Annotated in this window: 22 protein-coding genes and 1 tRNA gene; 11 read left to right on the top strand and 12 right to left on the bottom strand. The window is 69.7% G+C overall.

Features of this window, described 5'->3' with window-relative positions; translation table 11 throughout:
• The first annotated feature begins 63 nt into the window (after window positions 1-63).
• Window positions 64-699 carry an orotate phosphoribosyltransferase gene (gene pyrE, locus F788_RS0100175; protein WP_019588874.1) on the top strand — a complete coding sequence of 212 codons (636 nt, stop codon included), beginning with the start codon at window positions 64-66 and terminating at the stop codon, window positions 697-699.
• A 6-nt stretch (window positions 700-705) separates the two neighbouring features.
• On the opposite strand, the gene uvrD is transcribed toward pyrE, so the two are convergent.
• Window positions 706-2,901, bottom strand: a complete 2,196-nt coding sequence (gene uvrD / locus F788_RS0100170; RefSeq protein WP_019588873.1) for a DNA helicase II — start codon at window positions 2,899-2,901, stop codon at window positions 706-708.
• A 75-nt stretch (window positions 2,902-2,976) separates the two neighbouring features.
• Between uvrD and F788_RS0100165 the strand changes: the two genes are divergently transcribed.
• Entirely contained in the window at window positions 2,977-5,811 is a 2,835-nt protein-coding gene (locus F788_RS0100165; RefSeq protein ID WP_019588872.1) for a 2-oxoglutarate dehydrogenase E1 component, read from the top strand.
• Window positions 5,812-5,846: 35 nt separating this feature from the next.
• On the top strand, window positions 5,847-7,187 hold the full coding sequence (gene odhB, locus F788_RS0100160; RefSeq protein ID WP_019588871.1) for a 2-oxoglutarate dehydrogenase complex dihydrolipoyllysine-residue succinyltransferase: 1,341 nt from the start codon (window positions 5,847-5,849) through the stop codon (window positions 7,185-7,187).
• A 13-nt stretch (window positions 7,188-7,200) separates the two neighbouring features.
• Here odhB and dtd read toward each other — a convergent pair whose 3' ends face one another.
• The 3 genes from dtd to F788_RS0100145 are packed head-to-tail and all read right to left on the bottom strand — an operon-like array spanning window position 7,201 to window position 9,042.
• Window positions 7,201-7,650 carry a D-aminoacyl-tRNA deacylase gene (dtd, locus tag F788_RS0100155; protein WP_019588870.1) on the bottom strand — a complete coding sequence of 150 codons (450 nt, stop codon included), beginning with the start codon at window positions 7,648-7,650 and terminating at the stop codon, window positions 7,201-7,203.
• Window positions 7,647-8,630: a prolyl aminopeptidase gene (gene pip, locus F788_RS0100150; RefSeq protein WP_019588869.1), complete on the bottom strand. Its 984-nt coding sequence runs from the start codon at window positions 8,628-8,630 to the stop codon at window positions 7,647-7,649. The genes dtd and pip overlap by 4 nt, the downstream gene beginning before the upstream one ends.
• Window positions 8,631-8,682: 52 nt before the next feature.
• Window positions 8,683-9,042, bottom strand: a complete 360-nt coding sequence (locus tag F788_RS0100145; protein WP_026279414.1) for a hypothetical protein — start codon at window positions 9,040-9,042, stop codon at window positions 8,683-8,685.
• A gap of 351 nt (window positions 9,043-9,393) precedes the next feature.
• Between F788_RS0100145 and F788_RS0100140 the strand changes: the two genes are divergently transcribed.
• The 4 genes from F788_RS0100140 to F788_RS0100125 all read left to right on the top strand — a co-directional run bounded on the left by F788_RS0100140 (window position 9,394) and on the right by F788_RS0100125 (window position 13,193).
• Complete coding sequence (locus F788_RS0100140; RefSeq protein WP_018868966.1) at window positions 9,394-9,657, top strand: HigA family addiction module antitoxin; 264 nt, start codon at window positions 9,394-9,396, stop codon at window positions 9,655-9,657.
• 115 nt (window positions 9,658-9,772) lie between these two features.
• A complete protein-coding gene (locus F788_RS0100135; protein ID WP_018868967.1) occupies window positions 9,773-10,585 on the top strand; it encodes a tRNA 2-thiocytidine(32) synthetase TtcA in 813 nt (270 codons plus the stop codon).
• Window positions 10,578-11,480: a lysophospholipid acyltransferase family protein gene (locus F788_RS0100130; protein ID WP_018868968.1), complete on the top strand. Its 903-nt coding sequence runs from the start codon at window positions 10,578-10,580 to the stop codon at window positions 11,478-11,480. Before F788_RS0100135 ends, F788_RS0100130 begins: the two co-directional genes overlap by 8 nt.
• A 6-nt stretch (window positions 11,481-11,486) precedes the next feature.
• Window positions 11,487-13,193, top strand: coding sequence for an alpha/beta-hydrolase family protein (locus F788_RS0100125; protein ID WP_019588868.1), 1,707 nt, complete (start codon window positions 11,487-11,489; stop codon window positions 13,191-13,193).
• Between the two features lie 6 nt (window positions 13,194-13,199).
• Here F788_RS0100125 and recG read toward each other — a convergent pair whose 3' ends face one another.
• The 7 genes from recG to ispB form a co-directional block, all read right to left on the bottom strand.
• Window positions 13,200-15,263: an ATP-dependent DNA helicase RecG gene (gene recG / locus F788_RS0100120; protein WP_019588867.1), complete on the bottom strand. Its 2,064-nt coding sequence runs from the start codon at window positions 15,261-15,263 to the stop codon at window positions 13,200-13,202.
• 25 nt (window positions 15,264-15,288) lie between these two features.
• Entirely contained in the window at window positions 15,289-15,678 is a 390-nt protein-coding gene (locus tag F788_RS0100115) for a RidA family protein (protein ID WP_019588866.1), read from the bottom strand.
• 52 nt (window positions 15,679-15,730) lie between these two features.
• On the bottom strand, window positions 15,731-17,917 hold the full coding sequence (spoT, locus tag F788_RS0100110) for a bifunctional GTP diphosphokinase/guanosine-3',5'-bis pyrophosphate 3'-pyrophosphohydrolase (RefSeq protein ID WP_019021512.1): 2,187 nt from the start codon (window positions 17,915-17,917) through the stop codon (window positions 15,731-15,733).
• 9 nt (window positions 17,918-17,926) lie between these two features.
• Entirely contained in the window at window positions 17,927-18,202 is a 276-nt protein-coding gene (gene rpoZ / locus F788_RS0100105) for a DNA-directed RNA polymerase subunit omega (RefSeq protein ID WP_019569277.1), read from the bottom strand.
• Between the two features lie 40 nt (window positions 18,203-18,242).
• Window positions 18,243-18,893 carry a guanylate kinase gene (gmk, locus tag F788_RS0100100; protein ID WP_026331283.1) on the bottom strand — a complete coding sequence of 217 codons (651 nt, stop codon included), beginning with the start codon at window positions 18,891-18,893 and terminating at the stop codon, window positions 18,243-18,245.
• A 66-nt stretch (window positions 18,894-18,959) separates the two neighbouring features.
• Window positions 18,960-19,036, bottom strand: a tRNA-Pro gene (locus F788_RS0100095).
• Between the two features lie 63 nt (window positions 19,037-19,099).
• Window positions 19,100-20,068, bottom strand: a complete 969-nt coding sequence (gene ispB / locus F788_RS0100090) for an octaprenyl diphosphate synthase (RefSeq protein ID WP_026332665.1) — start codon at window positions 20,066-20,068, stop codon at window positions 19,100-19,102.
• Between the two features lie 234 nt (window positions 20,069-20,302).
• On the opposite strand from ispB, the gene rplU reads away from it, so the two are divergent.
• The 4 genes from rplU (at window position 20,303) to proB (ending at window position 23,155) form a co-directional block, all read left to right on the top strand.
• Entirely contained in the window at window positions 20,303-20,614 is a 312-nt protein-coding gene (rplU, locus tag F788_RS0100085) for a 50S ribosomal protein L21 (protein ID WP_018936343.1), read from the top strand.
• A gap of 34 nt (window positions 20,615-20,648) precedes the next feature.
• A complete protein-coding gene (gene rpmA, locus F788_RS0100080) occupies window positions 20,649-20,909 on the top strand; it encodes a 50S ribosomal protein L27 (protein WP_018868976.1) in 261 nt (86 codons plus the stop codon).
• An 81-nt stretch (window positions 20,910-20,990) separates the two neighbouring features.
• The gene (cgtA, locus tag F788_RS0100075) at window positions 20,991-22,040 is read left to right on the top strand and encodes an Obg family GTPase CgtA (protein ID WP_019588863.1); all 1,050 of its coding nucleotides are present in this window, start codon (window positions 20,991-20,993) and stop codon (window positions 22,038-22,040) included.
• Window positions 22,037-23,155: a glutamate 5-kinase gene (gene proB / locus F788_RS0100070; RefSeq protein WP_019588862.1), complete on the top strand. Its 1,119-nt coding sequence runs from the start codon at window positions 22,037-22,039 to the stop codon at window positions 23,153-23,155. The genes cgtA and proB overlap by 4 nt, the downstream gene beginning before the upstream one ends.
• 103 nt (window positions 23,156-23,258) lie before the next feature.
• Here the strand turns inward: proB and rpsT are convergent, their stop codons facing one another.
• Window positions 23,259-23,525: a 30S ribosomal protein S20 gene (gene rpsT, locus F788_RS0100065; protein ID WP_026279417.1), complete on the bottom strand. Its 267-nt coding sequence runs from the start codon at window positions 23,523-23,525 to the stop codon at window positions 23,259-23,261.
• Window positions 23,526-23,655 lie beyond the last annotated feature (130 nt).

Here is a 23,655-nt window from a genome sequence, read left to right as displayed (position 1 = left end):
ACCCGCCCGGACGCTGTGTCAGAATAGGGGCCGTTTCCCCTCGCAAACGACCATGGAGCCGTCATGACCGCCCACGCCTTCCTCGAATACGCCCTGCAGCGCGACGTCCTGCGGTTCGGCGAGTTCACGCTGAAATCGGGCCGCACCAGCCCCTATTTCTTCAACGCCGGGCTGTTCAACCGCGGTTCCGACCTGGCCCGCCTGGGCGAGTTCTATGCGCAGGCGATCGTGGATTCCGGGATCGACTTCGATCTGATCTTCGGCCCGGCCTACAAGGGCATCCCGCTGGCGGCGGCCGTGGCCGAAGCGCTTTACCGCGACCACGACATGGATCGCCCCTGGGCCTTCAACCGCAAGGAGGCCAAGGACCACGGCGAAGGCGGCAACATCGTGGGCGCCCCGCTGGAGGGCCGCGTGCTGATCGTGGACGACGTGATCACCGCCGGTACCGCCATCCGCGAATCGGTGGACATCATCCGCGCCGCCGGCGCCGCGCCGGTGGGCGTGGCCATCGCCCTGGACCGCGAGGAGCGCGGTGCGGGCGAGCGCTCGGCCATCCAGGAAGTGGAGATTGACCTGGGCATGCAGGTGGTGCGCGTGGCGCGGCTGACCGACCTGGTCACCCTGCTGGAGCAGACCGGCCGCGCGCCGGAACACCTGGACGCCCTGCGCGCCTACCGCGCCGAATACGGCGTCTGAGCCGGGTCAGGCCAGCACGTCCAGCTTGGCGAAGCCGACCACCAGCCACTTGGCGCCGGCGTCGGCGAAGTTGACCTGTACCCGGGCCGAGGATCCCGAGCCCTCGAAGGCCGTGACCAGCCCCTCGCCGAAGCGCGCGTGGTGCACCCGGGTGCCGATCGCCAGGCCCTCCTCGCGGGCCGATTCCGCCTGCGCGTCCATGCCGGCCGTGCGCCGGCGCGCGGCGGCGAAGCGCCCGGAGGCGTAGGGCGAGGACTGCGGGCGCAGCACCTCGAGCATGTCTTCCGGGATCTCGTTGAGAAAGCGCGAGGCCGGGTTGGAGGCCTCGCGGCCGTACAGCCGGCGGGTCTCGGCGTGGGTCAGGTACAGCTGGCGCTCCGCCCGGGTCATGCCCACGTAGGCCAGACGGCGCTCTTCCTCCAGGCGCCCGGGTTCGTCCACCGAGCGGGCGTTGGGGAACAGCCCGTCCTCCAGCCCGGTCAGGAACACCAGCGGGAACTCCAGGCCCTTGGCCGAGTGCAGGGTCATCATCTGGATCGCGTCCTCGTCGGGGTCCGCCGACCCCTCGCCCGACTCCAGCGCGGCGTGTGACAGGAAGTCGGTCAGGCGGTCACCGGTGGTTTCCTCCTCGCGGATCTCCTCCATGTCGAAGGCCCTTGCCGCACCCACCAGCTCGTCGAGGTTCTCCAGGCGTGCCTCGCCGCGTTCGCCCTTCTCCTTCGCGTAGTGCTCGCGCAGCCCGGACAGGGCGATGGCCTGTTCCACCTGTTCCCCCAGCGGGCGCCCGGACAGGGCGTCGCGGATCTGTTCGATCAGCTGCAGGAATCCCGCCACCGCGTTGCGCGCGCGTCCGGACAGCGCGTTCGCCTGCACCGCCCGCTGCGCCGCGCGCAGCAACGAGATGTCCTGTTCCGCGGCCACCGCGCGCAGGTCGTCGAGGGTCTTTTCGCCGATCCCGCGCGGCGGCTGGTTGACCGCGCGCAGGAAGGCCGGGTCATCGTCGCTGTTGCCGGCCAGGCGCAGGTAGGCCAGCGCGTCGCGGATCTCCTGGCGCTCGAAGAAGCGCAGCCCGCCGTACACCCGGTACGGCAGGCGCCGTGCGATGAAGGTCTCTTCCAGCACGCGCGACTGCGCGTTGGAGCGGTACAGGACCGCACATTCGCGGTGCTGGCCGCCGTCCTCGATGTGCCGGGCGATGGTCTCGGCGATGAAGCGCGCCTCCTCCTGCTCGTTCAGCGCGGTGTACAGCCGCACCGGCGCGCCCTCGAGGTCCTCGGTCCACAGCTCCTTGCCCAGACGGCCGCTGTTGTGGCGGATCAGCGCGTTGGCGGCGTTGAGGATGCTGGCGGTGGAGCGGTAGTTCTGTTCCAGCCGCACGACCCGGGTGCCGGGGTAGTCTTTCTGGAAGTGCTGGATGTTCTCGATCTTCGCCCCGCGCCAGCCGTAGATCGACTGGTCGTCGTCGCCCACCGCGAACACCGGGCTGCCGCCGGCGATCAGCCGCAGCCAGGCGTACTGGATGTCGTTGGTGTCCTGGAACTCGTCCACCAGCACGTGGCGAAAGCGCGTGCGGTAATGCTCCAGCAGCCCGGGGTTGTCGCGCAGCAGTTCCAGCGAGCGCAGCAGCAGCTCGGCGAAGTCCACCACCCCGGCGCGCTCGCAGGCCTGCTGGTACGCGGTGTAGATACGCACCCACTGCCGCGCGATCGGGTCGCCGGTGTCCGGCAGGTGTTCCGGGCGCGAGCCCTCGTCCTTGCGCGCGTTGATGTAGCCCTGCGCCTGCTTCGGCGGCCAGTGGGACTCCTCCAGCTCCAGCCCGCGCAGCACGCGCTTGACCATGCGCAGCTGGTCGTCGGAATCCAGGATCTGGAAGCTCTGCGGCAGTCCGGCCTCCTGCCAGTGCTGACGCAGCAGGCGGTGGGCCAGACCGTGGAAGGTCCCCACCCACAGCCCGCTGGCCGGATAGTCCAGCAGTTCCTCGATGCGCCCGCGCATCTCGCTGGCGGCCTTGTTCGTGAAGGTCACCGCCAGCAGTCCGTGCGGGGCGATGTTCTCCACGCCGATCAGCCACGCGATGCGGTGGACCAGCACGCGGGTCTTGCCGGAGCCGGCACCGGCCAGCACCAGAACGGGTTGCGACGGCGCGGCCACGGCCTCGCGCTGCGCCGGATTGAGGCCTTCAAGAAGGGGAGAAACGTCCATGCGCGCATGGTAGCAAACGCGGTACAGTCGAGGTCTGCAGAACTTCGCGCGCACTCCCGACGTCACAGGACCACCATGAACGACATGTCATCCCGCCATCGGCTGGATCAACCGGTTTCCGGACAGGACCCCCACCCGGACAATCTGGCGTTTGCCGAGACGCTGCTGGAGCGTTTCCGCGAGGATCCGTCTTCGGTCCCGGCGGCCTGGGCCGACTATTTCCGGGCCCTGGAGGATGCGGCACCGCAGGCGCGTGCGCCGGCGCGGGGCGAGGAGCGCCGCCGGCATACCGATCGCCCCGACCTGGAGCACGAGCGCCTGCAGATCCGCGTGCTGCAGTTCATCAACGCCTATCGTTACCTCGGGCATTTCGGCGCGCGTCTGGACCCGCTGGAGCGCGAGGCCCCGGTGGCGCCGCGCGAGCTGAGCCGCGAATACCACGGGCTGGAAGGCGTGAGCCCGGACATGACCTTCGACCCCGGCTCGCTGTTCCTTGACGGTCCGGCACCGCTGGACACCATCGAACAGGTCCTGCGCGAGACCTACTGCGCCAGCATCGGCGCGGAATACATGCACATCACGGCCACCGACGAGAAACGCTGGCTGCAGGAGCGCCTGGAGTCGGCGCACGGGCGCTTCGGTTTCGGCGACGATACCCGCCTGGCGATCCTCGAGCGCCTCACCGCCGCCGAGGGCCTGGAGCGCTACCTGCACAAGCGCTACGTGGGCCAGAAGCGTTTCTCGCTGGAGGGCGCGGAGAGCCTGATTCCGCTGCTCAATGCCCTGGTCCAGCGCGGTGGCGCACGCGGCCTGACCGAGCTCGTGCTGGGCATGGCGCATCGTGGCCGTCTCAACGTGCTGGTGAACCTGCTGGGCAAATCGCCGGGCGAGCTCGCCGACGAGTTCGAAGGGCGTCCGCGCGACGATCGGGGCACCGGTGACGTCAAGTACCACATGGGGTTCTCCTCCGATGTGGAGACCCCCGGCGGTCCGGTGCATCTGGCGCTGGCCTTCAACCCGTCGCATCTGGAGATCGTGACCCCGGTGGTCGAGGGTTCGGTGCGCGCGCGCCAGGTGCGCCTGGGCGACCGGCAGGGCAACCGGGTGATGCCGGTGGTGATCCACGGCGATGCGGCCTTCGCCGGCCAGGGCGTGGTGATGGAAACCCTCAACATGTCGCAGACCCGCGGGTTCTCCACCAAGGGCACCGTGCACGTGGTCGTGAACAATCAGATCGGGTTCACCACCAGCACGCTGAAGGATGCGCGTTCGACGCATTACGCGACCGATGTCGCCAAGATGGTGAACGCGCCCATCCTCCACGTGAACGGCGACGACCCCGAGGCGGTGGTGTTCGTGACCCAGATCGCACTGGATTACCGCATGCGGTTCGGCAAGGACGTGGTCATCGACCTGGTCTGCTATCGCCGTCAGGGGCACAACGAGGCCGACGAACCCGCCGCGACCCAGCCGCGCATGTACCACCGCATCCGCGACCTGCCGACTACCCGCGAGCGCTATGCCCGTCAGCTGATCGAGGAAGGCCTGACCGACGCGCAGCAGCAGGAGCAGATCCTCGACGCCTACCGCGACCGGCTGGATGCCGGCGAGGCGGTGGCCGACTCGCTGCTGCGCGATCGCACCCGCGAGACCCGCGCCGGCGGCACCAACTGGGGTCCGTACCTGCATCAGCCCTGGGATCAGCCGGTCGATACCGGCGTCGACCGCGAGCGTCTGGCGACCGCGCTGGAACACCTGTCGACCCCGCCGGAGGGCTTCGAGCCCCACCCGCGGGTGCACAAGATCCTCGAGGCGAGGCGCCAGATGGCGCGCGGTGAACAGTCGCTGGACTGGGGTGCTGCGGAGACCCTGGCCTACGGCAGCCTGATCCAGGACGGCTATCGCGTGCGCCTGTCCGGACAGGACTCCGGGCGCGGGACCTTCTTCCATCGTCACAGCGTGCTGCACGAACGCAACACCGGCGACACCTACGTCCCGCTGCGCCGCCTGGACCCGGACCATCCGCGCTTCCTGGTCATCGATTCGCTGCTGTCCGAGGAGGCCGTGCTCGCGTTCGAATACGGTTACGCCACCGCGGCCCCCGAGGCGCTGGTGATCTGGGAGGCGCAGTTCGGAGACTTCGTCAACGGCGCCCAGGTGGTGATCGACCAGTTCATCTCCTCCGGTGAGCAGAAATGGGGGCGGCTGTGTGGCCTGACCCTGTTCCTTCCGCACGGCTACGAGGGCCAGGGACCGGAGCATTCCTCCGCGCGCCCCGAGCGCTTCCTGCAGCTGGCGGCGCAGGAGAACATGCAGGTATGCGTGCCGACCACGCCGGCGCAGATCTTCCATCTGCTGCGCCGGCAGATGGTGCGCCCCTACCGCAAGCCGCTGGTGGTCATGACCCCCAAGAGCCTGCTGCGGCACCGTCAGGCCGTTTCCTCGCTGGAGGACCTCGCCGAAGGACGGTTCGAGACCGTGCTGGACGACCCGGAGGTGACCGATCCGCAGCAGGTCCGTCGGGTACTGCTGACCAGCGGTCGCATCCACTACGATCTGGTCTCCACCCGCCAGACCGACGAACGCGAGGATGTCGCCGTGGTGCGCCTGGAGCAGTGCTACCCGTTCCCCTGCGACCGCATGCGCGAGGTACTGGAGCGTTATCCGCAGGCCGAGGAATTCGTCTGGATTCAGGACGAGCCGGAAAACCAGGGCTATCTCGGCTTCGTGTATCCGCGCCTGGCCCCGCTGCTGGCCGAGCGCGGTCATGCCCTGCACGCGGTTGCGCGCCCGCCGGCGGCGGCTCCGGCGGTGGGCTATCCCGAGGTCCACCGGTCGCAGCACGAGGAGCTGCTGGAGCGCGCCTTCGGCCCGCTGGGCAGCCGTGACCTGCCGCACCCGACACCCTGAGTCCGACCCGCAAAACCGCCGAACAAGGAAGCCCGATGTCCGCCGAGCAGACCCCGATCCAGGTTCCGCAACTCCCCGAATCCGTGGCCGACGCCACGGTGATCGCCCTGCACCGGAAGCCGGGCGATGCCGTACGCCGCGACGAACTGATCGCCGAGCTGGAGACCGACAAGGTCGTGCTGGAGGTCAACGCCCCCGCCGACGGAACCCTGGTCGACCTGGCCGTGGCCGAAGGCGACACCGTGCACGCCGATGACGTGCTCGGCCATCTGGGCCCGGCCCCGGCACAGGCCGCCGAGGAGGCCCCGGCGGCCGGGGAGCACGTCGAGCCCGAACCCGACCCCGCCTCGGCCGAGGCCGACGAAGCGGACGAAGGCCCCGAGTCCGAACCGGCCGCGGATGCCAGCTCGCCGCCCCCGCCGAGCCCGGCGGTACGCCGCCTGCTGCAGGAGGCCGGCCTGCGCGAGGATCAGGTGCGCGGCACCGGGCCCGATGGCCGTATCCAGCGCGAGGATGTCGAGCGCGCACGCCAGGCGGCGGGCGGCTCCGGGGCCGAGGCCCGGGGTGACGGCGGGGGTGAATCCCGGCGTCCGGCGGCCAGTGGCTCCGGACGCGTTGCCACGCGCGAGCCGGCCGGAGCGGAGCCGGAGGGCGAGGCGCCGCGTGCGGCCGGCGAGCGCGGCACCGAGCGGGTACCTATGAGCCGCCTGCGGGCGCGCATCGCCGAACGCCTGCTGGAGGCGAAGCAGTCCACTGCGATGCTGACCACCTTCAACGAGATCGACATGTCGCAGGCCATGGCCCTGCGCGGGCGCTACAAGGATGCCTTCGAGCAGACCCACGGCATCAAGCTCGGCTTCATGGGGCTGTTCGTGGCTGCGGCCACCCGAGCCCTGCAGCGTTTCCCGGTGATCAACGCCGCGCTGGACGGGGAGGAGATCGTCTACCACCACTACACCGACATCGGCATCGCGGTGTCGTCCCCGCGCGGACTGGTGGTTCCGGTGCTGCGCGATACCGGCAACGCCTCCATTGCCGACATCGAACGCCGCATCCGCGACTTCGCCGAGCGTGCCGGCAGCGGCAAGCTGGATATCGACGAGCTGCGCGGCGGCACCTTCACCATCACCAACGGCGGGGTGTTCGGTTCGCTGTTCTCCACGCCCATCGTCAATCCGCCGCAGAGCGCCATCCTCGGCATGCACGCGATCAAGGAACGCCCGGTGGCGGTGGACGGCGAGGTGGTGATCCGGCCGATGATGTACGTCGCGCTGTCCTACGACCACCGCCTGGTCGACGGGGCCGACGCCGTGCAGTTCCTGGTGGCCATCAAGGAGGCCATCGAGGACCCGGCGCGCCTGGTGCTGGACGTCTGAGTCCGAACGCGGTTCAGCCCCGGGGCCGGGCCTGCAGCCAGAACGTGACCGGGCCGTCGTTGGTCAGGCTCACCTGCATGTCGGCGCCGAAACGCCCGGCGGCCACCGGCGTGTGGCGCCGCTGCGCCCGCTGCAGCAGGTGGTGGAACAGGGCCTCGCCGCGTTCCGGCGGGGCGGCCGTGGTAAAACTGGGGCGCATGCCCTTGCCGGTATCCGCCGCCAGGGTGAACTGCGGCACCAGCAGCAGCCCGCCGCCGGTCTCCCCCAGCGAGCGGTTCATGCGCCCCTCCTCGTCCGGAAACACGCGATAGCCCAGCAGTCGGTCGAGCATGCGCTCGACTGCCGATTCGTCGTCGTCCGGTTCCACCCCCACCAGCGCCAGCAGCCCGGTGCCGATCTCGCCGGTGATCTCCCCGGCGACCTCCACCCGCGCCCGGCTGACCCGCTGGATCAGGCTGATCATGTCCGCGCCCTGCCACTGCCCGGCTCCAGCCCGCCCGCCAGGTGGGTCAGGCGATCAGTGGCGGCGACCAGCGCCCGCGCGATCCCCGGTTCGGCGGCCGAGTGCCCGGCATCCGGGATGATCTGCAGATCCGCCTCGGGCCACGCCTGCGCGAGCGCCACCGCCTGCTCCACCGGGCACACCACGTCGTAGCGCCCGTGCACGATGAAGCCCGGGATGTCGCGCAGGCGCCCGGCATCGCGCAGCAGCTGGTCGGGTTCCAGGAAGGTGTCGTGGCTGAAGTAGTGGCACTCGATGCGTGCCAGGCTCAGGGCCACCTCCGGATCCTCGAAGTGGTCGATCACGTCGTCATTGGGGATCAGGCAGGAGGCATGGCCCTCCCAGGCCGACCACGCCTGCGCGGCCGCCTCGCGCACCGCCGGGTCCGGGTCGGTCAGGCGCCGATGATAGGCCGCCACCAGGTCGTCGCGTTCCTCCGCAGGGATGTGGTCGCGATAGGCCGCCCAGGCCTCGGGGAACAGGCGGTCGGCCCCCGCCTGGTAGAACCACTGGATGTCGCGCGGCCGGCACAGGAAGATCCCGCGCAGCACCAGGCCCAGCACCCGGCCGGGGTGCGTCTGCGCATAGGCCAGCCCCAGGGTGGAGCCCCAGGACCCGCCGAACACCACCCAGCGCTCGATCCCCAGTTCCTCCCGCAGCCGTTCGATGTCGGCCACCGCGTGCCAGGTGGTGTTCGCCTCCAGGCTGGCGTGCGGGGTGGAGCGGCCGCAGCCGCGCTGGTCGAACAGCACGATGCGATAGCGCGCCGGATCAAAGAACCGCCGGTGCCACGGTTCGCAGCCGGAGCCGGGGCCGCCGTGCAGGAACACCGCCGGAATGCCCTCCGGGTTGCCGCATTCCTCGTAGTACAGGCGGTGGCCGTCGCCAACCTCCAGGGTGCCGGTGGTATGGGGTTCGGTCGGGGGGTAGAGCGCGTCCATGGCAGGCCTCGAATTACACGAGTCCCAAGTCTGGCCAAAAACGGCGCGGCTGTCAGTCGTCGTCGATCACCTTCCCGCGATAGACCCGGCGACCCTTCTTCTTCGCGGGTTCGGCGGCATCGGTTGTACCCGGGGTGTCCGGTGTCTCCCCCGGCTCCGCGGCCGAACCTTCTTCCCGCGCGTTGTCGGCGTCCGCATCGGCCTCGGATCGGGATGCCGCCGGGGCGCTCAGATGCCCCCGCAGGGTCATCGCCGCCGCCTGCACCATGCTCGAGCGGCTGCGGCCGGCATAGTCCAGCAGCACCTCCATGAAATCCGGATCGGCGAACGAGAGGCGACCCACCGCCGGGAACTCGCTGCGCAGGGCACGCTTGAGCTCGCCGGCGAGGGTCAGGGTCTTGCGGTCGTACATGTCGAAGTTCCGCGCGGTGTCCGTCCCGGTCCCCATGCAACCCCGGTGCCACGGCGATCCCTCCCGTCCACGGCGCCCGGGTGTCCGTGACCGATCGCGTGGGTGAATCGAGCTGGTGCAGGAGCCCGCGCGCTCAAGGGCAACCGCACCGCCCCGGTGCATCCCCTCGCGGTCGGCGCCGGTGTCCATGTCGGGCCCACGCGTGCATCCGGGGCCGCAGAGGCATGCTGACCGCAAGGTGGTGGGAGTTCGCGGCCAAGGCCGCTCCTGCGGTGCCCGCGGGAGCCTGCCGGCAGGCAAACGGTATTCGTTACACTGGTCGGTAACCAGGAGCTTCGAGGAGGCGGGACCATGACCGACAAACTGCCCAATGTGCACCCGGGGGAGATCCTGTGGGAGGACTTCATGGTGCCCGCCGGCCTGACCAAACGGGCCCTGGCCGACGCGATCGGCGTTCCGGCCACGCGCATCGGTGACATCACGCTGGGGCGCCGCGGCATAACTGCGGAGACCGACCTGCGCCTGTCGTGCTACTTCGGCACCACCGAGGGCTACTGGCTGCGACTGCAGAATACGTATGACCTGGAGGAGGCGCGCCGCCACATGGCCGCGTAGGCAGCGCCGGCCGGACCGGGACCACCCCAATCGAAGGAATGCCCCCCGCCGGTGCATCCCCTCGCGGTCGGCGCCGGGGCTTGCGCGGGCCGCGCCCCGTCCCTATGTTGCGGGGATGGAAACACCGTCCGTACCCCGCTCCATCCGCCGTCTGGCCGGTCAGGCGATTCGCGAGTTCGACATGATCCGTGACGGCGACCGCGTGCTGGTCGGTCTGTCCGGTGGCAAGGACTCACTGACCCTGCTGTGGCTGCTGCACGAGCTGGCGCGTCGCGCGCCGGTGCATTTCGAGGTGGGTGCGGTGACCATCGACCCGGAGATCGACGGCTTCGACCCGGAGCGCCTGCAGGACTACCTCGGCGGCTACGGGATCCCGTATCACTTCGTCTCCGAGCCGATCGCCGAGCTGGCCGGCGAGCACATGGATAACGACTCGTTCTGTTCCTTCTGCTCGCGCATGAAACGCGGCCTGATGTATCGCACCGCGCGCGAGCACGGCTACAACGTGCTGGCGCTGGGCCAGCACCTGGACGACCTCGCCGAGAGCTTCCTGATGAGTGCCTTCCACGGTGGTCAGCTGCGCACCATGAAGGCCCATTACCGCATCGACGCCGGCGACCTGCGCGTGATCCGACCGCTGGTCTACGTGCGCGAGCGCCAGACCCGCGACTTTGCCGAGGCGGCCGGATTGCCGGTGATCCTCGACAACTGCCCGGCCTGCTTCTCCATGCCCACCCGGCGCGAGCACATGAAGGCGCTGCTGGCGCGCGAGGAGGGCGAGTTCGGCGAACTGTTCCGCAACCTGCGCACCACCCTGCGCCCGCTGATGACCGAGGGCGGGATTCCGGGGCCGGACGAGGCCCCCGCCGCTTCAAACGGGCCGCGGTCCGCGGAACCGGTGCCCCGCGGGGAGCCGGCCGATGGCTGAGCGGCGGCAGCTGCGCGACCGCCTGATCGGCATGGTCCTGCGGGTGCTGGGGCGCCTGCCGCTGCGGGTCAATCACGCGCTGGGCGGGCTGCTCGGCACCCTGGTCTGGCTGCTGCCCACGCGTTCGGCGCGGCTCACGCGCATCAATCTGGCGCTGTGTTTCCCGGACATGGACCCGGCCTGGCACCGGCGCACCGCGCGGCGTTCGCTGCAGGCCATGGCGCGTTCGCTGACCGAATCGCCCTGGCTGTGGCGGGCCTCGCCCGAGCGCCTGGCGGCGCTGGCGGAGGCGCCGCCGCGCTATACACGATTGCAGCAGCGCGCCCCCGGGCGGGCGCTGTTCCTGGCCACGCCGCATCTGGGGTCCTGGGAATTCGCAGGCCTGCACGCGGCGATGCACGGGCCGATGGCCTCGCTCTACAGTCCGCTCGCCACCCCCGAGATCGACCGCTGGGTGCGCGAGGCGCGCGCCGCCACCGGGGCGAAACTGGCGCCGGCCGACCGCTCCGGGCTGCGCATCCTGCAGAAGGCCCGCGATGCCGGCGAGATCATCGGCGTGCTGCCCGACCAGAGCCCGAAGGGGGCCTCGGGCGTGCACGCGCCGTTCTTCGGCCGCCAGGCCCTGACCATGACCCTGCTGCCGCGCCTGCTGCGCGGGCGCGACGACCACGTGGTGTTCCTGTTCGCCGAACGCCTGCCGCGCGGGCGCGGCTTTCGCTACCACGAGATCGAGGCCGGGCCCGGGGTGCGGGACCCGGATCCCGCGCGCGCGGCCGCGGCGATCAACCGCATCGTCGAGGACCTGGTGCGGCGCTGCCCGGAGCAGTACAACTGGGCCTACAAGCGCTTCCACCCACCACCGCCGGGACAGCCGTCGGTGTACGCCCGCCGCTGACGCGTGATGTCGTTCCCCGATTCCGTGGCCCGTCTGGCCGCCCGCATCCCGTTGCCCCGCTGGCTGGCGCCGGGCTGGGCGCGGCGTCTGGCGGCCTCGCTGTCGGTGCCCGGGCTGTTGCTGGGCACGCTGTTCTTCGCCGCGTCGCTGTCGCCCAGCCTGATCCCGCGCACCTGGGAGATGCAGGGCATCCTGTCCGGGATCTCCCTGTCGGCGGGCTATCTGCTCGGGGTCTTCCTGCACTGGCTGTGGGCCTACCTCGAGCTGCCGGAGGCCGGCGAGCGGGTGCACCGGATCATGGTCAGCGTCGCCGCCGTGCTGTGCGCGATCATCGCGGTCGCGTTCCTGATGCAGGCGGCCCAGTGGCAGAACTCCATCCGCGAGCTGATGGAGCTGGACCCGGTGGACAGCGCGCATCCGTTCCGCACCGGGATGATCGGCCTGGCGGTGTTTGCGGCAGCGCTGGCGGTGGGGCGGCTGTTCCTGCTCAGTTTCCGCTTCGTGGCCGTGCGTCTGCGCCGTTTCATTCCGCGGCGGCTGGCCAACGTGACCGGCGTCATCGTCGCGCTGTCGCTGTTCTGGGCGGTGATCGACGGCGTGCTGCTGGAATACGGCCTGCGCACGGCCGACCGGACCTTTCAGCAGTTCGACGTGCGCATGGAAGCGGACGTGGAGCACCCGGGCGACCCGCTGCTGTCGGGCAGCGAGGCATCGCTGATCGGCTGGGAGGACCTCGGCCAGCACGGTCGGCGGTACGTCGGTTTCACCCCCACCAGCGGCGAGATGAGCGAGTTCTTCGACCGGCCGACCCCGGCACCGCTGCGGGTCTATGTCGGGCTGAACGCGGCGGAGACCATCGAGGAGCGGGCCCGCCTGGCGCTGGATGAGCTCAAGCGCACCGATGCCTTCGACCGCTCGGTGCTGGTGCTGGTCACGCCCACCGGGCGCGGCTGGGTGGATCGCGACGCGATGCAGGCGGCGGAGTACCTGCATCGCGGGGATGTCGCTTCGGTGGCGGTGCAGTACTCCTATCTGCCGAGCTGGCTGTCGCTGATGTCCGAGTCGTCCTACGGTCTGGAGACCGCGCAGGCGGTCTTTGCGGAAGTCTATGGCCACTGGCGCGAGCTGCCGCCCGACGAGCGTCCCGAGCTGTATCTCCACGGCCTGAGCCTGGGGGCGCTGAATTCCGAGCGCGCCGCGGATCTGTACGACATCGTCGGCGATCCGTTCTCCGGTGCGCTGTGGAGCGGGCCGCCGTTCCGGTCCGAGGCCTGGCGCGAGATCACCGCGCAGCGCGAGCCGGACTCGCCCGCGTGGCTGCCGCGTTTTCGCGACAGCTCCATCGTGCGTTTCACCAACCAGGATCCGCACCTGGAGATCCCCGGTGCCGAATGGGGGGCCATGCGCATCGTGTACCTGCAGTATGCCAGCGACCCCGTCACCTTCTTCGAGCCCGAGGCCTTCTACCGCCAGCCGGAATGGATGGAAGAACCGCGCGGCCCGGACGTGACCGACAAGCTGCAATGGTACCCGGTGGTGACCATGCTGCAGCTGGCGATCGACGTGGCCGCCGCGGATGATGCCCCGGTGGGCTACGGCCATGTGTATGCCCCGGAACACTATGTCTACGCCTGGCGCCACGTGACGGATCCCGAAGGCTGGTCGGAAGACGAGCTGCAGCGGCTGAAGGACCACCTGCGCGGCGATCGGTAGCGGCCGTCAGCCGACCTGGCCGTAGCGGGTCGCATCCCCCAGCCAGCGCTCGATCAGCGCGCCGCCGCGCGGCGGATCCTGCAGCAGCCCCTCGGCGATGCGGGTAGCGCGCGGCAGCAGGTCCTGGTCACGCGACCAGTCGGCCACGCGGAAGCTGCGGTCGCCGGTCTGGCGGGTGCCCAGCAGTTCGCCCGGCCCGCGCAGGCGCAGGTCGACCTCGGCGATCTCGAAGCCGTCGTCGGTGCGCCGCATCGCCTCCAGACGCTCGCGCGCGGTGTCGCCCAGCGGCGGGCGATACAGCAGCACGCAGGCGCTGGCGGCATTGCCGCGCCCCACGCGCCCGCGCAGCTGGTGCAGCTGCGACAGGCCCATGCGCTCGGCATTCTCGATGATCATCAGGCTGGCGTTGGGCACGTCCACGCCGACCTCGATCACCGTGGTCGCCACCAGCAGGTCGATCGCACCGCGGCGGAATTCCTCCATCACCTGGTCGCGCTCGCTGCCCTTCATGCGTCCGTGTGCCAGCCCGATGCGCAGCCCCGGCAGGGCCTCGGCCAGGCGCTCGCGGGTGGCCTCGGCGGATTCGGCCTCCAGCTGCTCCGAGTCTTCCACCAGCGGACACACCCAGTAGGCCTGGGTGCCGTCGCCGCAGGCCACGCGGATGCGTTCGATCACCTCGTCGCGGCGTTCGTGGCTGATCAGCGCCGTGCGCACCGGCGTGCGCCCCGGCGGGCGTTCATCGATGATCGAGGTCTCCAGCCCGGCGTACAGCGTCATCGCGAGGGTGCGCGGGATGGGCGTGGCGGTCATGATCAACTGGTGCGGGGTGTGGCCGTTGCCCTTCTCGCGCAGCGCCATGCGCTGATGCACGCCGAAGCGGTGCTGCTCGTCCACCACCGCCAGCCCGAGGCGATGGAAATGCACGTCCTCCTGGAACAGCGCATGGGTGCCCACGGCCACCGGCCGCGCCCCGCTGGCCAGTTCGTTCAGCAGCTGGCCGCGTTCGCTGCGCCCCTGGCGTCCACCCAGCCAGGCGACGGGGATCCCCATGGGCTCCAGCCAGGCGGCCAGGTTGCGTGCGTGCTGGCGGGCCAGCAGCTCGGTGGGGGCCATGAACGCAACCTGGTAGCCGGCCTCCACCGCGGCCAGCGCCGCGGCCACCGCGACGAGGGTCTTGCCCGAGCCCACGTCGCCCTGCAGCAGGCGGTTCATCGGCTGCTGGCGGGCGAGATCCGCCCGGATCTCGCCGATCACGCGCTGCTGGGCGCCGGTCAGCGGGAACGGAAGCCCGGCATGCAGGCGCTTCCACAGGTCGCCGGGCGGGGCCAGCGCCGGGGCGTGTTCGTCGGGTTCGGTCCGGGCATGCTGCAGGCGGGCGAGCTGGTGCGCGACCAGTTCCTCCAGCGCGAGCCGGGTCTGCGCGGCCGAGCGCCCGTCGATGCCGGGCTCGAGCGCCGCGGTCTGCGTGTCGGGGGGCGGCTGGTGCAGGTCCTGCACGGCCTGCTGCAGCGGCGGCAGGCCGTCACGCTCCAGTTCCGGCAGGAGATCGGGCAGCTGCCGGATGCCGGGCAGGGCCTGGCGCACCAGCTTGCGCAGCAGCGGCTGCGACACGCCGTCGGTGACCGGGTAGACCGGGGTCAGGCGCTGTTCCAGCGCCGGCGGGGCGTCCGGATCGACGATCTCGGTCTCCGGGTGCACGCATTCCAGCGCCCCGGGCACGCCGCGCGGTTCACCGAAGGCGCGGACCCGGGTACCGCTCGCCAGGCGTTTCTGCTGCGCGTTGCCGAAATGAAAGAAGCGCAGGGTAATGAGGCCCTGACCGTCCCCCAGGGTGACCACCAGCATGCGCCGGCGGCGGATCACCACCTCGCTGCGCTCGACCACGCCTTCGAACAGGGCGGCGCGGCCCGGGCGCAGGCGATCCAGCGGGGTGATGCGGGTGCGGTCCTCGAAGCGCAGCGGCAGGTGGAACAGCAGGTCGCCGCAGACATGCAGGCCCAGCCGCGCCAGGCGCTCGGCCTGGCGCGGGCCCACCCCGTTGAGGGCGGTCAGCGGGGCCTGCAGGTCCATCTGCAGCGCTCCGGGGTGCGGGGCCTCAGCCCCGCGGGCACCAGGCGATGGCGTCCATCTCGACCTGCGCGCCCTTGGGCAGGGAGGCCACACCGATGGCGGCACGCGCCGGGTAGGGCTCGCTGAAGTACTCGGTCATCAGCTCGTTGACCAGCGGGAAGTGGGTCAGGTCGGTGAGGTAGATGTTGAGCTTGGCGATGTCGCCCAGCCCGGCGCCGGCGGCGTCCAGCACCGCGGCGAGGTTGTCGAACACCCGGCGGATCTGGGCCTCGATGCTTCCGTCCACCAGTTCCATGGTGGCCGGGTCCAGCGGGATCTGGCCCGACAGGTACAGGGTGTCGCCGGTACGCACCGCCTGCGAGTAGGGGCCGATGGCGGCCGGGGCGGTTTCGGTCTGGATCACTTCGCGGGACATGAGGTCTCCTGATTGCTGTGCGCCATAACTGTGCGACCGGCACCTTACCGCATCAGCCTCGCGGGCGGGAGATCTTCAGGACGTCGGGCAGGCGCCGCAGCATGCGCATGATCTGCGCCAGGTGCCGGCGGTCGCGCACCGTGAGCAGGAAGGTCATCGCGGTGGAATGCCCGTCCTGCTCGTTGAAGGAGATGTGCTCGATGTTCGAGCCCTGATCGGCGATGTTCGCGGCCATCTCCGCCAGCGCCCCGCGACGGTTCGCGGTGCGGGTGCGGATCGCGGCGGTGAACTGCAGGCCCGGTTCGTGCGACCACTGGAGGTCGATGGTGCGGTCGGGGCGCTCGCGGCCTTCGTGCAGGTTGCGGCAGTTCTCGCGATGGATCACCAGCCCGCGTCCGGCACTCAGCTGGCCCACGATCGGGTCGCCCGGGATGGGATAGCAGCAGCGCCCGTAATTCAGGACCATGCCCTCGGTCCCGCGGATGGCCAGGGTCGGGGTCTCGTCGCCGCTGGTCTCGCCCTCGACTTCCGCGGTTTCGGCGGTCTCCAGGCCCGTCAGCTGGCGGGCCACCAGGCCGGCCATGCGGTTGCCGAGGCCGATCTCGGCCAGCAGGGCGTCCAGATCCGGCAGCTGCATGGCGTCCAGCAGCTGGTCCAGCTGCGCCGGGGAAACCCGCGCCAGGCTAGTGTCCAGCGCGGACAGGGCCTTTTCCAGCAGTCGCCGCCCAAGGGCGCGGGCCTCGTCGGTCTGCATCGACTTCAGGCAGTGGCGGATGCCGCTGCGGGCCTTGCCGGTGACCACGAAGGACAGCCAGGCCGGGTTGGGCCGGGCGCCCTCCGCCGTGACGATCTCCACCGTCTGGCCGCTTTGCAGGCGACTGGACAGCGGCGCCAGCTGACGGTCGATCTTGGCCGCTACGCAGCGGTTGCCCACATCCGAATGCACCGCGTAGGCGAAATCGATGGGCGTGGCATTGCGCGGCAGTACCAGGATGTCGCCATTCGGGGTGAAGGTGTAGACCTCGTCGGGGAACAGGTCGACCTTGACGTTCTCCAGGAACTCGATGGAGTTGCCCACGCTGTTCTGGATCTCGAGGACGTCCTTGAGCCATTCGCGCGCGCGGCTCTGCGCGGTCTGCGCCAGTTCGCCGCCGGCCTTGTACTGCCAGTGCGCGGCGATGCCGCTCTCCGCCACGCGGTCCATCTCGGTGGTGCGGATCTGCACTTCGATGGGGATGCCCTGCGGACCGAACAGCACGGTGTGCAGCGACTGATAGCCGTTGGACTTGGGGATCGCGATGTAGTCCTTGAAGCGCCCCGGCACCGGCTTGTACAGGTTGTGCACGACCCCCAGCGAGCGATAGCAGGTGTCCATGCTGTCGACCACGATGCGGATCGCGAAGACGTCGAAGACGTCCTCGAAGGTGTTGCGCTTCGACCGCATCTTGCGGTAGATGCTGTAGAGCGATTTCTCGCGCCCGGTGATGCGGCCCTCGATGCCCGCGGCCTCCATGCGCGAGCAGATCGCCTGCTCGATGTTGCGCATCGGCTCGCGGCGATTGCCGCGGGCTTCGCGCATGGCCTTCTCCAGTACTGCCGCGCGCCACGGATGCTTGGCGGTGAACCCGAGGTGCTCCAGCTCGCGGCGCATCGCGTTCATCCCCAGGCGCTGGGCGATGGGGGCGTAGATCTCCAGGGTCTCGTTGGCGATGCGGCGCTTCTTGTCCGGGCGCATCACCCCCAGGGTGCGCATGTTGTGCAGACGGTCGGCCAGCTTGACCAGGATCACCCGGATGTCGCGGGTGATCGCCAGCATCATCTTGCGGAAGTTCTCCGCCTGCGCCTCGGCCTTTGACTGGAACTGCAGGTGGGTCAGCTTGGAGACCCCGTCGACCAGCTCCGCGACCTCCTCGCCGAACTCGGCGTGGATGCGGTCCTTGCTGGTGGGGGTGTCCTCCATCACGTCGTGGAGGATGGCCGCGCAGATCGCGCGGTGGTCCATGCGCATCTCGGCCATGGTGCGGGCCACGGCCAGGGGGTGGTAGATGTACGGCTCGCCGGTCTTGCGGGTCTGGCCGTCGTGGGCCTCGGCGCCGAACAGGTAAGCGCGATAGACCTCCTCGACCTGCTCCGGCTCCAGATACGCCTCGAGCTCAGCGCACAGGTCGCTGATCAGGAAACGTGCGGAGCCCGAAGGAGCCGAGGAGACGGCCCCGGGCGCGGACAGCCCAGCGGCCATGGGCTCCACCTACCGTTCGTCGGCTTCGAGCTGTTCCAGGTGCCGGATCGTGGAGAAATCCAGCATCTGGTTCTGCGGCCGCTCGTCGTGTTCGTCGAACACCTCGGCCCCGACCTCGCCGGCGGCGATCTCGCGCAGGGCGATGACCGTCGGCTTGTCGTTGTTCTCGGGAACCCGGGGTTCCTTGCCGTGGGCGATGTGCCGGGCGCGACGGGCGGCCATCATTACCAGCTCGAACCGGTTGTCGACTTTTTCGAGGCAGTCCTCGACAGTTATGCGGGCCATGGGCTAGCTCCGGATGTTGCGTGCAAAAAGGTTGAACGGTTCAGGCCGGCGCACGGGCACTGGCCAGCAGGTTGTGCAGGGTCTCCGCCGAGCGGATCTCCTGCTCCACCGTACGCAGCCGGTTGGAGCGGAAGATGCTGGCGAGATCCCGCAGGGCCTGATCGAACTCCGCGTTGACCACGGTGTAGTCGTATTCGCGGTAATGCGTGCAGTCCGACTCGGCATCACGCAGGCGGCGTTCGATCACCTCCTCACTATCCTGACCACGGCCGCGCAGCCGACGTTCCAGTTCGGTGCGCGAAGGCGGCAGGATGAAGATCGAGCGGCAGTCCGGCACCGCGGCGCGGACCTGCCGGGCACCCTGCCAGTCGATTTCCAGGATCACGTCGAAACCGGCGTCCAGGCGTTCGTTCACGCTGGCCAGCGCGGTCCCGTAGAAGTTGTCGAATACCTTGGCGTGCTCCAGCAGCTTGCCGTCCTCGATCATGCCGAGGAAGGTCTCCGCCGAGACGAAGTGGTAGTCGATGCCGTCGACCTCGCCCGGGCGCGGCTGACGCGTGGTATGCGAGACCGAGACCTCGACGTCCTCGACGCTGTCCAGCAGTGCGCCGACCAGGCTGGTCTTGCCGGCACCGGAGGGTGCGGAAACGATGTACAGCGTGCCACGTGCGGGCCGGGAAGAAACGGTCATGCTGGCGTCCGCCGAAGGAGGACCGGGCGGTGCCGGATGCACCGCCCGACCGAAGAAATCGGGAAATGGTCGGAGTGAAAGGATTCGAACCTTCGACCCCTGCCTCCCGAAGGCAGTGCTCTACCAAGCTGAGCTACACTCCGACGCTGAGCTGAGTATTGTGCCGTGTTGATCCGGGGTTGTCCATGCCCCGGGCGAACGCGGTGTCAGTGATCGCGCCCCACGGCGAAGCGGGCGATGTCCGCCAGCGCGCGGCGGTGGGGGTTGTCCGGCAGCCCGGCGATGGCGTCGATGGCCGCGTCGGTCTCGGCTTCCGCGCGCGCCCGGGCGTAAACCAGAGCGCCGGTGGAGTGCATCGCCGCGATCACCGCGTCGGTTTCCTCGCGCCCGCCCTGTTCGATTGCCCGGCGCACCACGGCCTTTTCGGCGTCGTTGCCCTCGCGCAGCACGTGGATCAGTGGCAGGGTCGGCTTGCCTTCGGCGAGATCGTCGCCCAGCTGCTTGCCGGTCACCTCGGGGTCGGCCGAATAGTCGAGCACGTCGTCGATCAGCTGGAACGCGGTGCCCAGGTGCATGCCGTAGCGCGCCAGCGCGGCCTCGTCGGCGGCGTCGCGTTGCGCCAGGATCCCGCCGATCTGGCAGGCCGCCTCGAACAGCTTGGCGGTCTTCGACTGGATTACGTCCATGTAGCGCGCCTCGTCGACATCCGCGTCGTGGCAGTTCATCAGCTGCATCACTTCGCCTTCCGCGATGACGTTGGTCGCGCGCGACAGGATCTCCATCACCCGCATCGAGTCGATCTCGACCATCATCTCGAAGGCGCGGGTGTAGAGAAAGTCGCCCACCAGCACGGCGGCCTCGTTGCCGAAGATGTGGTTCGCGGTCTCGTTGCCGCGGCGCATCTCCGAGGCATCCACCACGTCGTCGTGCAGCAGGGTCGCGGTGTGGATGAACTCCACCAGCGCCGCCAGGGTGACGTGCTTGTCGCCCTCGTAACCGCAGGCCCGGGCCGACAGGGTCGCCAGCAACGGCCGCAGTCGCTTGCCGCCACTGTGGATGATGTAGTGTCCGAGCTGGTTGATCAGCACCACGGGGGAGCTGAGCCGGTCGCGGATACAGGCGTCGACTGCCTGCATGTCGTCGGCAGCGAGCTCTCGGATGGCGTCTATGGACATGCGGTTCGGCAGGCCGGTGAGGGTGGGGGGTCGATTTCGGCAGGCCCGCACGCGCGCGCCGCCTCCAGCAAATGAAGAGCCCGGCATGCTAGAAAGGGGGTGGCGGGGTGTCAAGCAATACGGGTGGCGGAAACGTTGACCCCCGGCGGGGGTGCTGCTAGCATTGCCGCCCTTTCGCGAGACCAGTCATCAGCACCTGGTCCATACAGGTCATCGCAACGGAGTCCCAGGGAAATGTACGCGATCATCGCAACAGGTGGTAAACAGTACCGCGTCGCCGAAGGTGACGTGATCCGCATCGAAAAGCTCGACGCCGAAGTCGGTTCTGAGGTCGATTTCGACCAGGTGCTGATGGTGGGTGCGGGTGACGATGTCCGCGTCGGGGCCCCGGTGGTCGATGGCGGCAAGGTCACCGCCAAAGTCGAGGACCACGGCCGCGGCGACAAGGTCCGCATCATCAAATTCCGGCGCCGCAAGCACAGCATGAAGCAGGCGGGCCACCGGCAGCACTACACCACCGTGCGCATCACCGGCATCGCCGGCTGAGCTGCGGCACGACAGTACTCGGGAGAACGAGAACATGGCACACAAGAAGGCAGGCGGCAGTTCCAAGAACGGGCGCGATTCCGAGAGTAAACGCCTTGGCGTCAAGCGGTTTGGCGGCCAGACCGTGAGCGCCGGGAACATCCTCGTCCGTCAGCGCGGTACGCAGTATCATCCCGGCGAGAACGTGGGTTGCGGCAAGGACTACACGCTGTTCGCCAAGGTGGATGGCGAGGTCGTGTTCAAGAAGGGCGGTCGTTTCAACCGCCGTTTCGTGACGGTCCAGCCGCAGCAGTAATCCGGCCGTCCGCAGTCCGGATCGCCGTAAAGCCCCGTTCTGCGGGGCTTTTTTTGTTTCTATCCCCTCCGGAGGCGAAGGATGCAGTTCATCGACGAGGCGAACATCGTGGTCAGGGCCGGCGATGGCGGTAATGGCTGCGTGAGCTTCCGCCGCGAGAAGTACATCCCCTTCGGCGGGCCGGATGGCGGCGACGGCGGGGACGGGGGTTCGGTGTGGCTGGTCGGGACCGAGCGCCTGAACACCCTGGCCGACTTCCGCTACCAGAAGCGTTTCGACGCCCCGCGCGGGAAAAACGGCATGGGACAGAACCGCACCGGCGCGTCCGGCGAAGATCTCGAGATCGCGGTGCCGGTGGGCACCGTGGTGCGTGATGCGGAGACCGACGAGCTGCTGGGGGACATTATTGCCGACGGCCAGCGTCTGCTGGTCGCCCAGGGCGGCTATCACGGCCTCGGCAACACCCGCTACAAGAGCTCCACCAACCAGGCCCCGCGCCAGAGCAAGCCGGGCACGCCGGGCGAGCAGCGGCGCCTGCAGCTGGAGCTGCGGGTGCTGGCCGACGTGGGGCTGCTGGGGCTGCCGAATGCCGGCAAGTCGACCCTGCTGTCGCGCGCGTCGGCCGCGCGTCCGCGGGTGGCCGACTACCCGTTCACCACGCTTTATCCGCAACTGGGCGTGGTCAGCGTGGGGCCCGAGCAGAGCTTCGTGATGGCCGATATACCGGGACTGATCGAGGGCGCGGCCGAGGGTGCCGGGCTGGGCACCCGCTTCCTCAAGCACCTGGGGCGCACCGAGCTGCTGCTGCACCTGGTGGACGTGGCTCCGCCGGATCCCGAGGCGGACCCGGTTGCCGACATGCAGACCGCGCTCACCGAGCTGCAGCGGCACAGCGAGGAACTGGCGGGGCGTCCGCGCTGGCTGGTGCTCAACAAGTGCGAGCTGCTGGACGCGGAGGCGCTGGACGCGCTGGGCGAGCGCATGCAGGCGGCGCCCGGCGGCGACGTGCCGCAGTACCGCATCTCCGCCGCCATCGGCGACGGCGTGGACGGTCTGCTGCAGGCCGTGATGCGCGAAGTCGAGCGCCGGCGCCTCGACCCGGCGGAGGGCGAGCCGGAGGGCGAAGCATGAGCCGCGCCCTGCCGCAGGCGCGGCGCGTGGTGGTGAAGATCGGCAGCGCGCTGATCACCGCCGATGGCACCGGCCTCGACCGCCCGGCCCTGCAGGCCTGGGCCCGGCAGATGGCCGAACTCCGGGAGCAGGGGCTGGAGGTGATCCTGGTGTCCAGCGGGGCGGTGGCCGAAGGCATGTATCGCCTGGGCATGAGCGAGCGGCCGCACCAGCTGCATCAGCTGCAGGCCTCGGCCGCGGTCGGTCAGATGGGGCTGGTGCAGGCCTACGAGCAGGAATTCGCGGCGCACGGGCTGCACGCCGCCCAGGTCCTGCTGACGCATGACGACCTGGCCGACCGCGAGCGCTACCTGAATGCGCGTTCGACCATGCAGGCCCTGCTGGCCCTCGGCACCATCCCGGTGGTCAACGAGAACGACACCGTGGCCTACGAGGAGATCCGGCTGGGCGACAACGACACCCTGGCGGCGCTGGTCGCCAACCTGGTGGTGGCCGATCTGTTGCTGATCCTGACCGATCAGGAGGGCCTGTTCGACGCCGATCCGCGGCGTGACCCGCAGGCCCGGCGGATTGCCGAAGGCCGCGCCTCGGATGTGACGCTGCAGCAGTTCGTGGCCCCGGAGTTCGGGCGGCTGGGACGCGGCGGCATGGCCACCAAGCTGTACGCCGCGGAGCGTGCCGCGCGTTCCGGTACCCATACCGTGATCGCCTCGGGGCGTGAGGAGCGCGTGATGGCGCGGGTCCTGGCCGGCGAAGACGTGGGGACCTGGCTGCAGCCGGACCGCGAGCCGCTGGCCGCGCGCAAGCGCTGGATCGCCGACCAGCTGCACTCGCGCGGTGTGCTGCATCTGGACGAGGGTGCCGCGCGGGTGCTGCGCGAATCCGGCCGCAGCCTGCTGGCGGTGGGCGTGGCGCGGGTCGAGGGGGAATTCCGCCGCGGCGAGGTGGTGACCTGCGTGGCCCCGGATGGCTCCGGGGTTGCGCGTGGACTGGTCAACTACTCGGCGGCCGAGGTGGAGCGCATCCGCGGTCTGCGTGCCGATCAGATCGAGGCGGAGCTGGGCTATCAGTTCGAGCCGGAGCTGGTGCACCGCGACAACATGGTCCTGCTGTAGCGACACGCGCACGACATGTGCACGCAAACGGGCCCGCCCCTTCGCAGAGGGGCGGGCCCGTTCGGTCTTCAGGCTGCCGGCCGGGCCCGCAGGCCCGAGGGTCTTACGCCTGCAGGGCGCGGATCCGCTGGTTCAGGCGGCTCTTGTGGCGGGCCGCCTTGTTCTTGTGGATCAGACCCTTGTTCGCGGTCTTGTCGATGATCGGGACCGCCTGGCGATACGCCTCGCGGGCAGCCTCGACGTCTCCCTGACGCAGCGGCTTGAGGACCGCCTTCATGTACGTACGGAAACGCGACCGCAGCGCCATGTTGTGGGCGCGGTTCTTCATGGACTGACGGGCCCGTTTACGGGCAGAAGCAATATTCGCCAAAACTCTATCCCTCGCGTGATTCGCCGGGTTCTCTGAAAGGCGACAAAGCATACTCGGGGCTCCGGTCAGGGTCAAGCTCGTCTTCGCCGTAGGAGTCTGCTTGCAGGCGAACCGGGCCCGGGCGCCCCGG

The organism is Thioalkalivibrio sp. ALE10, assembly GCF_000381385.1.
Taxonomy (GTDB): Bacteria; Pseudomonadota; Gammaproteobacteria; order Ectothiorhodospirales; family Ectothiorhodospiraceae; genus Thioalkalivibrio.
This window is presented reverse-complemented; position numbering and strand designations above follow the sequence as displayed.

What these genes read in the sequence shown, in the direction of transcription:
- F788_RS0100135 (WP_018868967.1), top strand. Translation starts at nt 9,773, where the DNA reads ATGGAAACACCGTCCGTACCCCGCTCCATCCGCCGTCTGGCCGGTCAG.
- F788_RS0100125 (WP_019588868.1), top strand. Translation starts at nt 11,487, where the DNA reads ATGTCGTTCCCCGATTCCGTGGCCCGTCTGGCCGCCCGCATCCCGTTG.
- gmk (WP_026331283.1), bottom strand. Translation starts at nt 18,893, where the DNA reads ATGACCGTTTCTTCCCGGCCCGCACGTGGCACGCTGTACATCGTTTCC.
- pyrE (WP_019588874.1), top strand. Translation starts at nt 64, where the DNA reads ATGACCGCCCACGCCTTCCTCGAATACGCCCTGCAGCGCGACGTCCTG.
- ispB (WP_026332665.1), bottom strand. Translation starts at nt 20,068, where the DNA reads ATGTCCATAGACGCCATCCGAGAGCTCGCTGCCGACGACATGCAGGCA.
- odhB (WP_019588871.1), top strand. Translation starts at nt 5,847, where the DNA reads ATGTCCGCCGAGCAGACCCCGATCCAGGTTCCGCAACTCCCCGAATCC.
- uvrD (WP_019588873.1), bottom strand. Translation starts at nt 2,901, where the DNA reads ATGGACGTTTCTCCCCTTCTTGAAGGCCTCAATCCGGCGCAGCGCGAG.
- rplU (WP_018936343.1), top strand. Translation starts at nt 20,303, where the DNA reads ATGTACGCGATCATCGCAACAGGTGGTAAACAGTACCGCGTCGCCGAA.
- rpoZ (WP_019569277.1), bottom strand. Translation starts at nt 18,202, where the DNA reads ATGGCCCGCATAACTGTCGAGGACTGCCTCGAAAAAGTCGACAACCGG.
- pip (WP_019588869.1), bottom strand. Translation starts at nt 8,630, where the DNA reads ATGGACGCGCTCTACCCCCCGACCGAACCCCATACCACCGGCACCCTG.
- dtd (WP_019588870.1), bottom strand. Translation starts at nt 7,650, where the DNA reads ATGATCAGCCTGATCCAGCGGGTCAGCCGGGCGCGGGTGGAGGTCGCC.
- rpmA (WP_018868976.1), top strand. Translation starts at nt 20,649, where the DNA reads ATGGCACACAAGAAGGCAGGCGGCAGTTCCAAGAACGGGCGCGATTCC.
- F788_RS0100165 (WP_019588872.1), top strand. Translation starts at nt 2,977, where the DNA reads ATGAACGACATGTCATCCCGCCATCGGCTGGATCAACCGGTTTCCGGA.
- cgtA (WP_019588863.1), top strand. Translation starts at nt 20,991, where the DNA reads ATGCAGTTCATCGACGAGGCGAACATCGTGGTCAGGGCCGGCGATGGC.
- F788_RS0100140 (WP_018868966.1), top strand. Translation starts at nt 9,394, where the DNA reads ATGACCGACAAACTGCCCAATGTGCACCCGGGGGAGATCCTGTGGGAG.
- F788_RS0100130 (WP_018868968.1), top strand. Translation starts at nt 10,578, where the DNA reads ATGGCTGAGCGGCGGCAGCTGCGCGACCGCCTGATCGGCATGGTCCTG.
- F788_RS0100145 (WP_026279414.1), bottom strand. Translation starts at nt 9,042, where the DNA reads ATGTACGACCGCAAGACCCTGACCCTCGCCGGCGAGCTCAAGCGTGCC.
- recG (WP_019588867.1), bottom strand. Translation starts at nt 15,263, where the DNA reads ATGGACCTGCAGGCCCCGCTGACCGCCCTCAACGGGGTGGGCCCGCGC.
- F788_RS0100115 (WP_019588866.1), bottom strand. Translation starts at nt 15,678, where the DNA reads ATGTCCCGCGAAGTGATCCAGACCGAAACCGCCCCGGCCGCCATCGGC.
- proB (WP_019588862.1), top strand. Translation starts at nt 22,037, where the DNA reads ATGAGCCGCGCCCTGCCGCAGGCGCGGCGCGTGGTGGTGAAGATCGGC.
- spoT (WP_019021512.1), bottom strand. Translation starts at nt 17,917, where the DNA reads ATGGCCGCTGGGCTGTCCGCGCCCGGGGCCGTCTCCTCGGCTCCTTCG.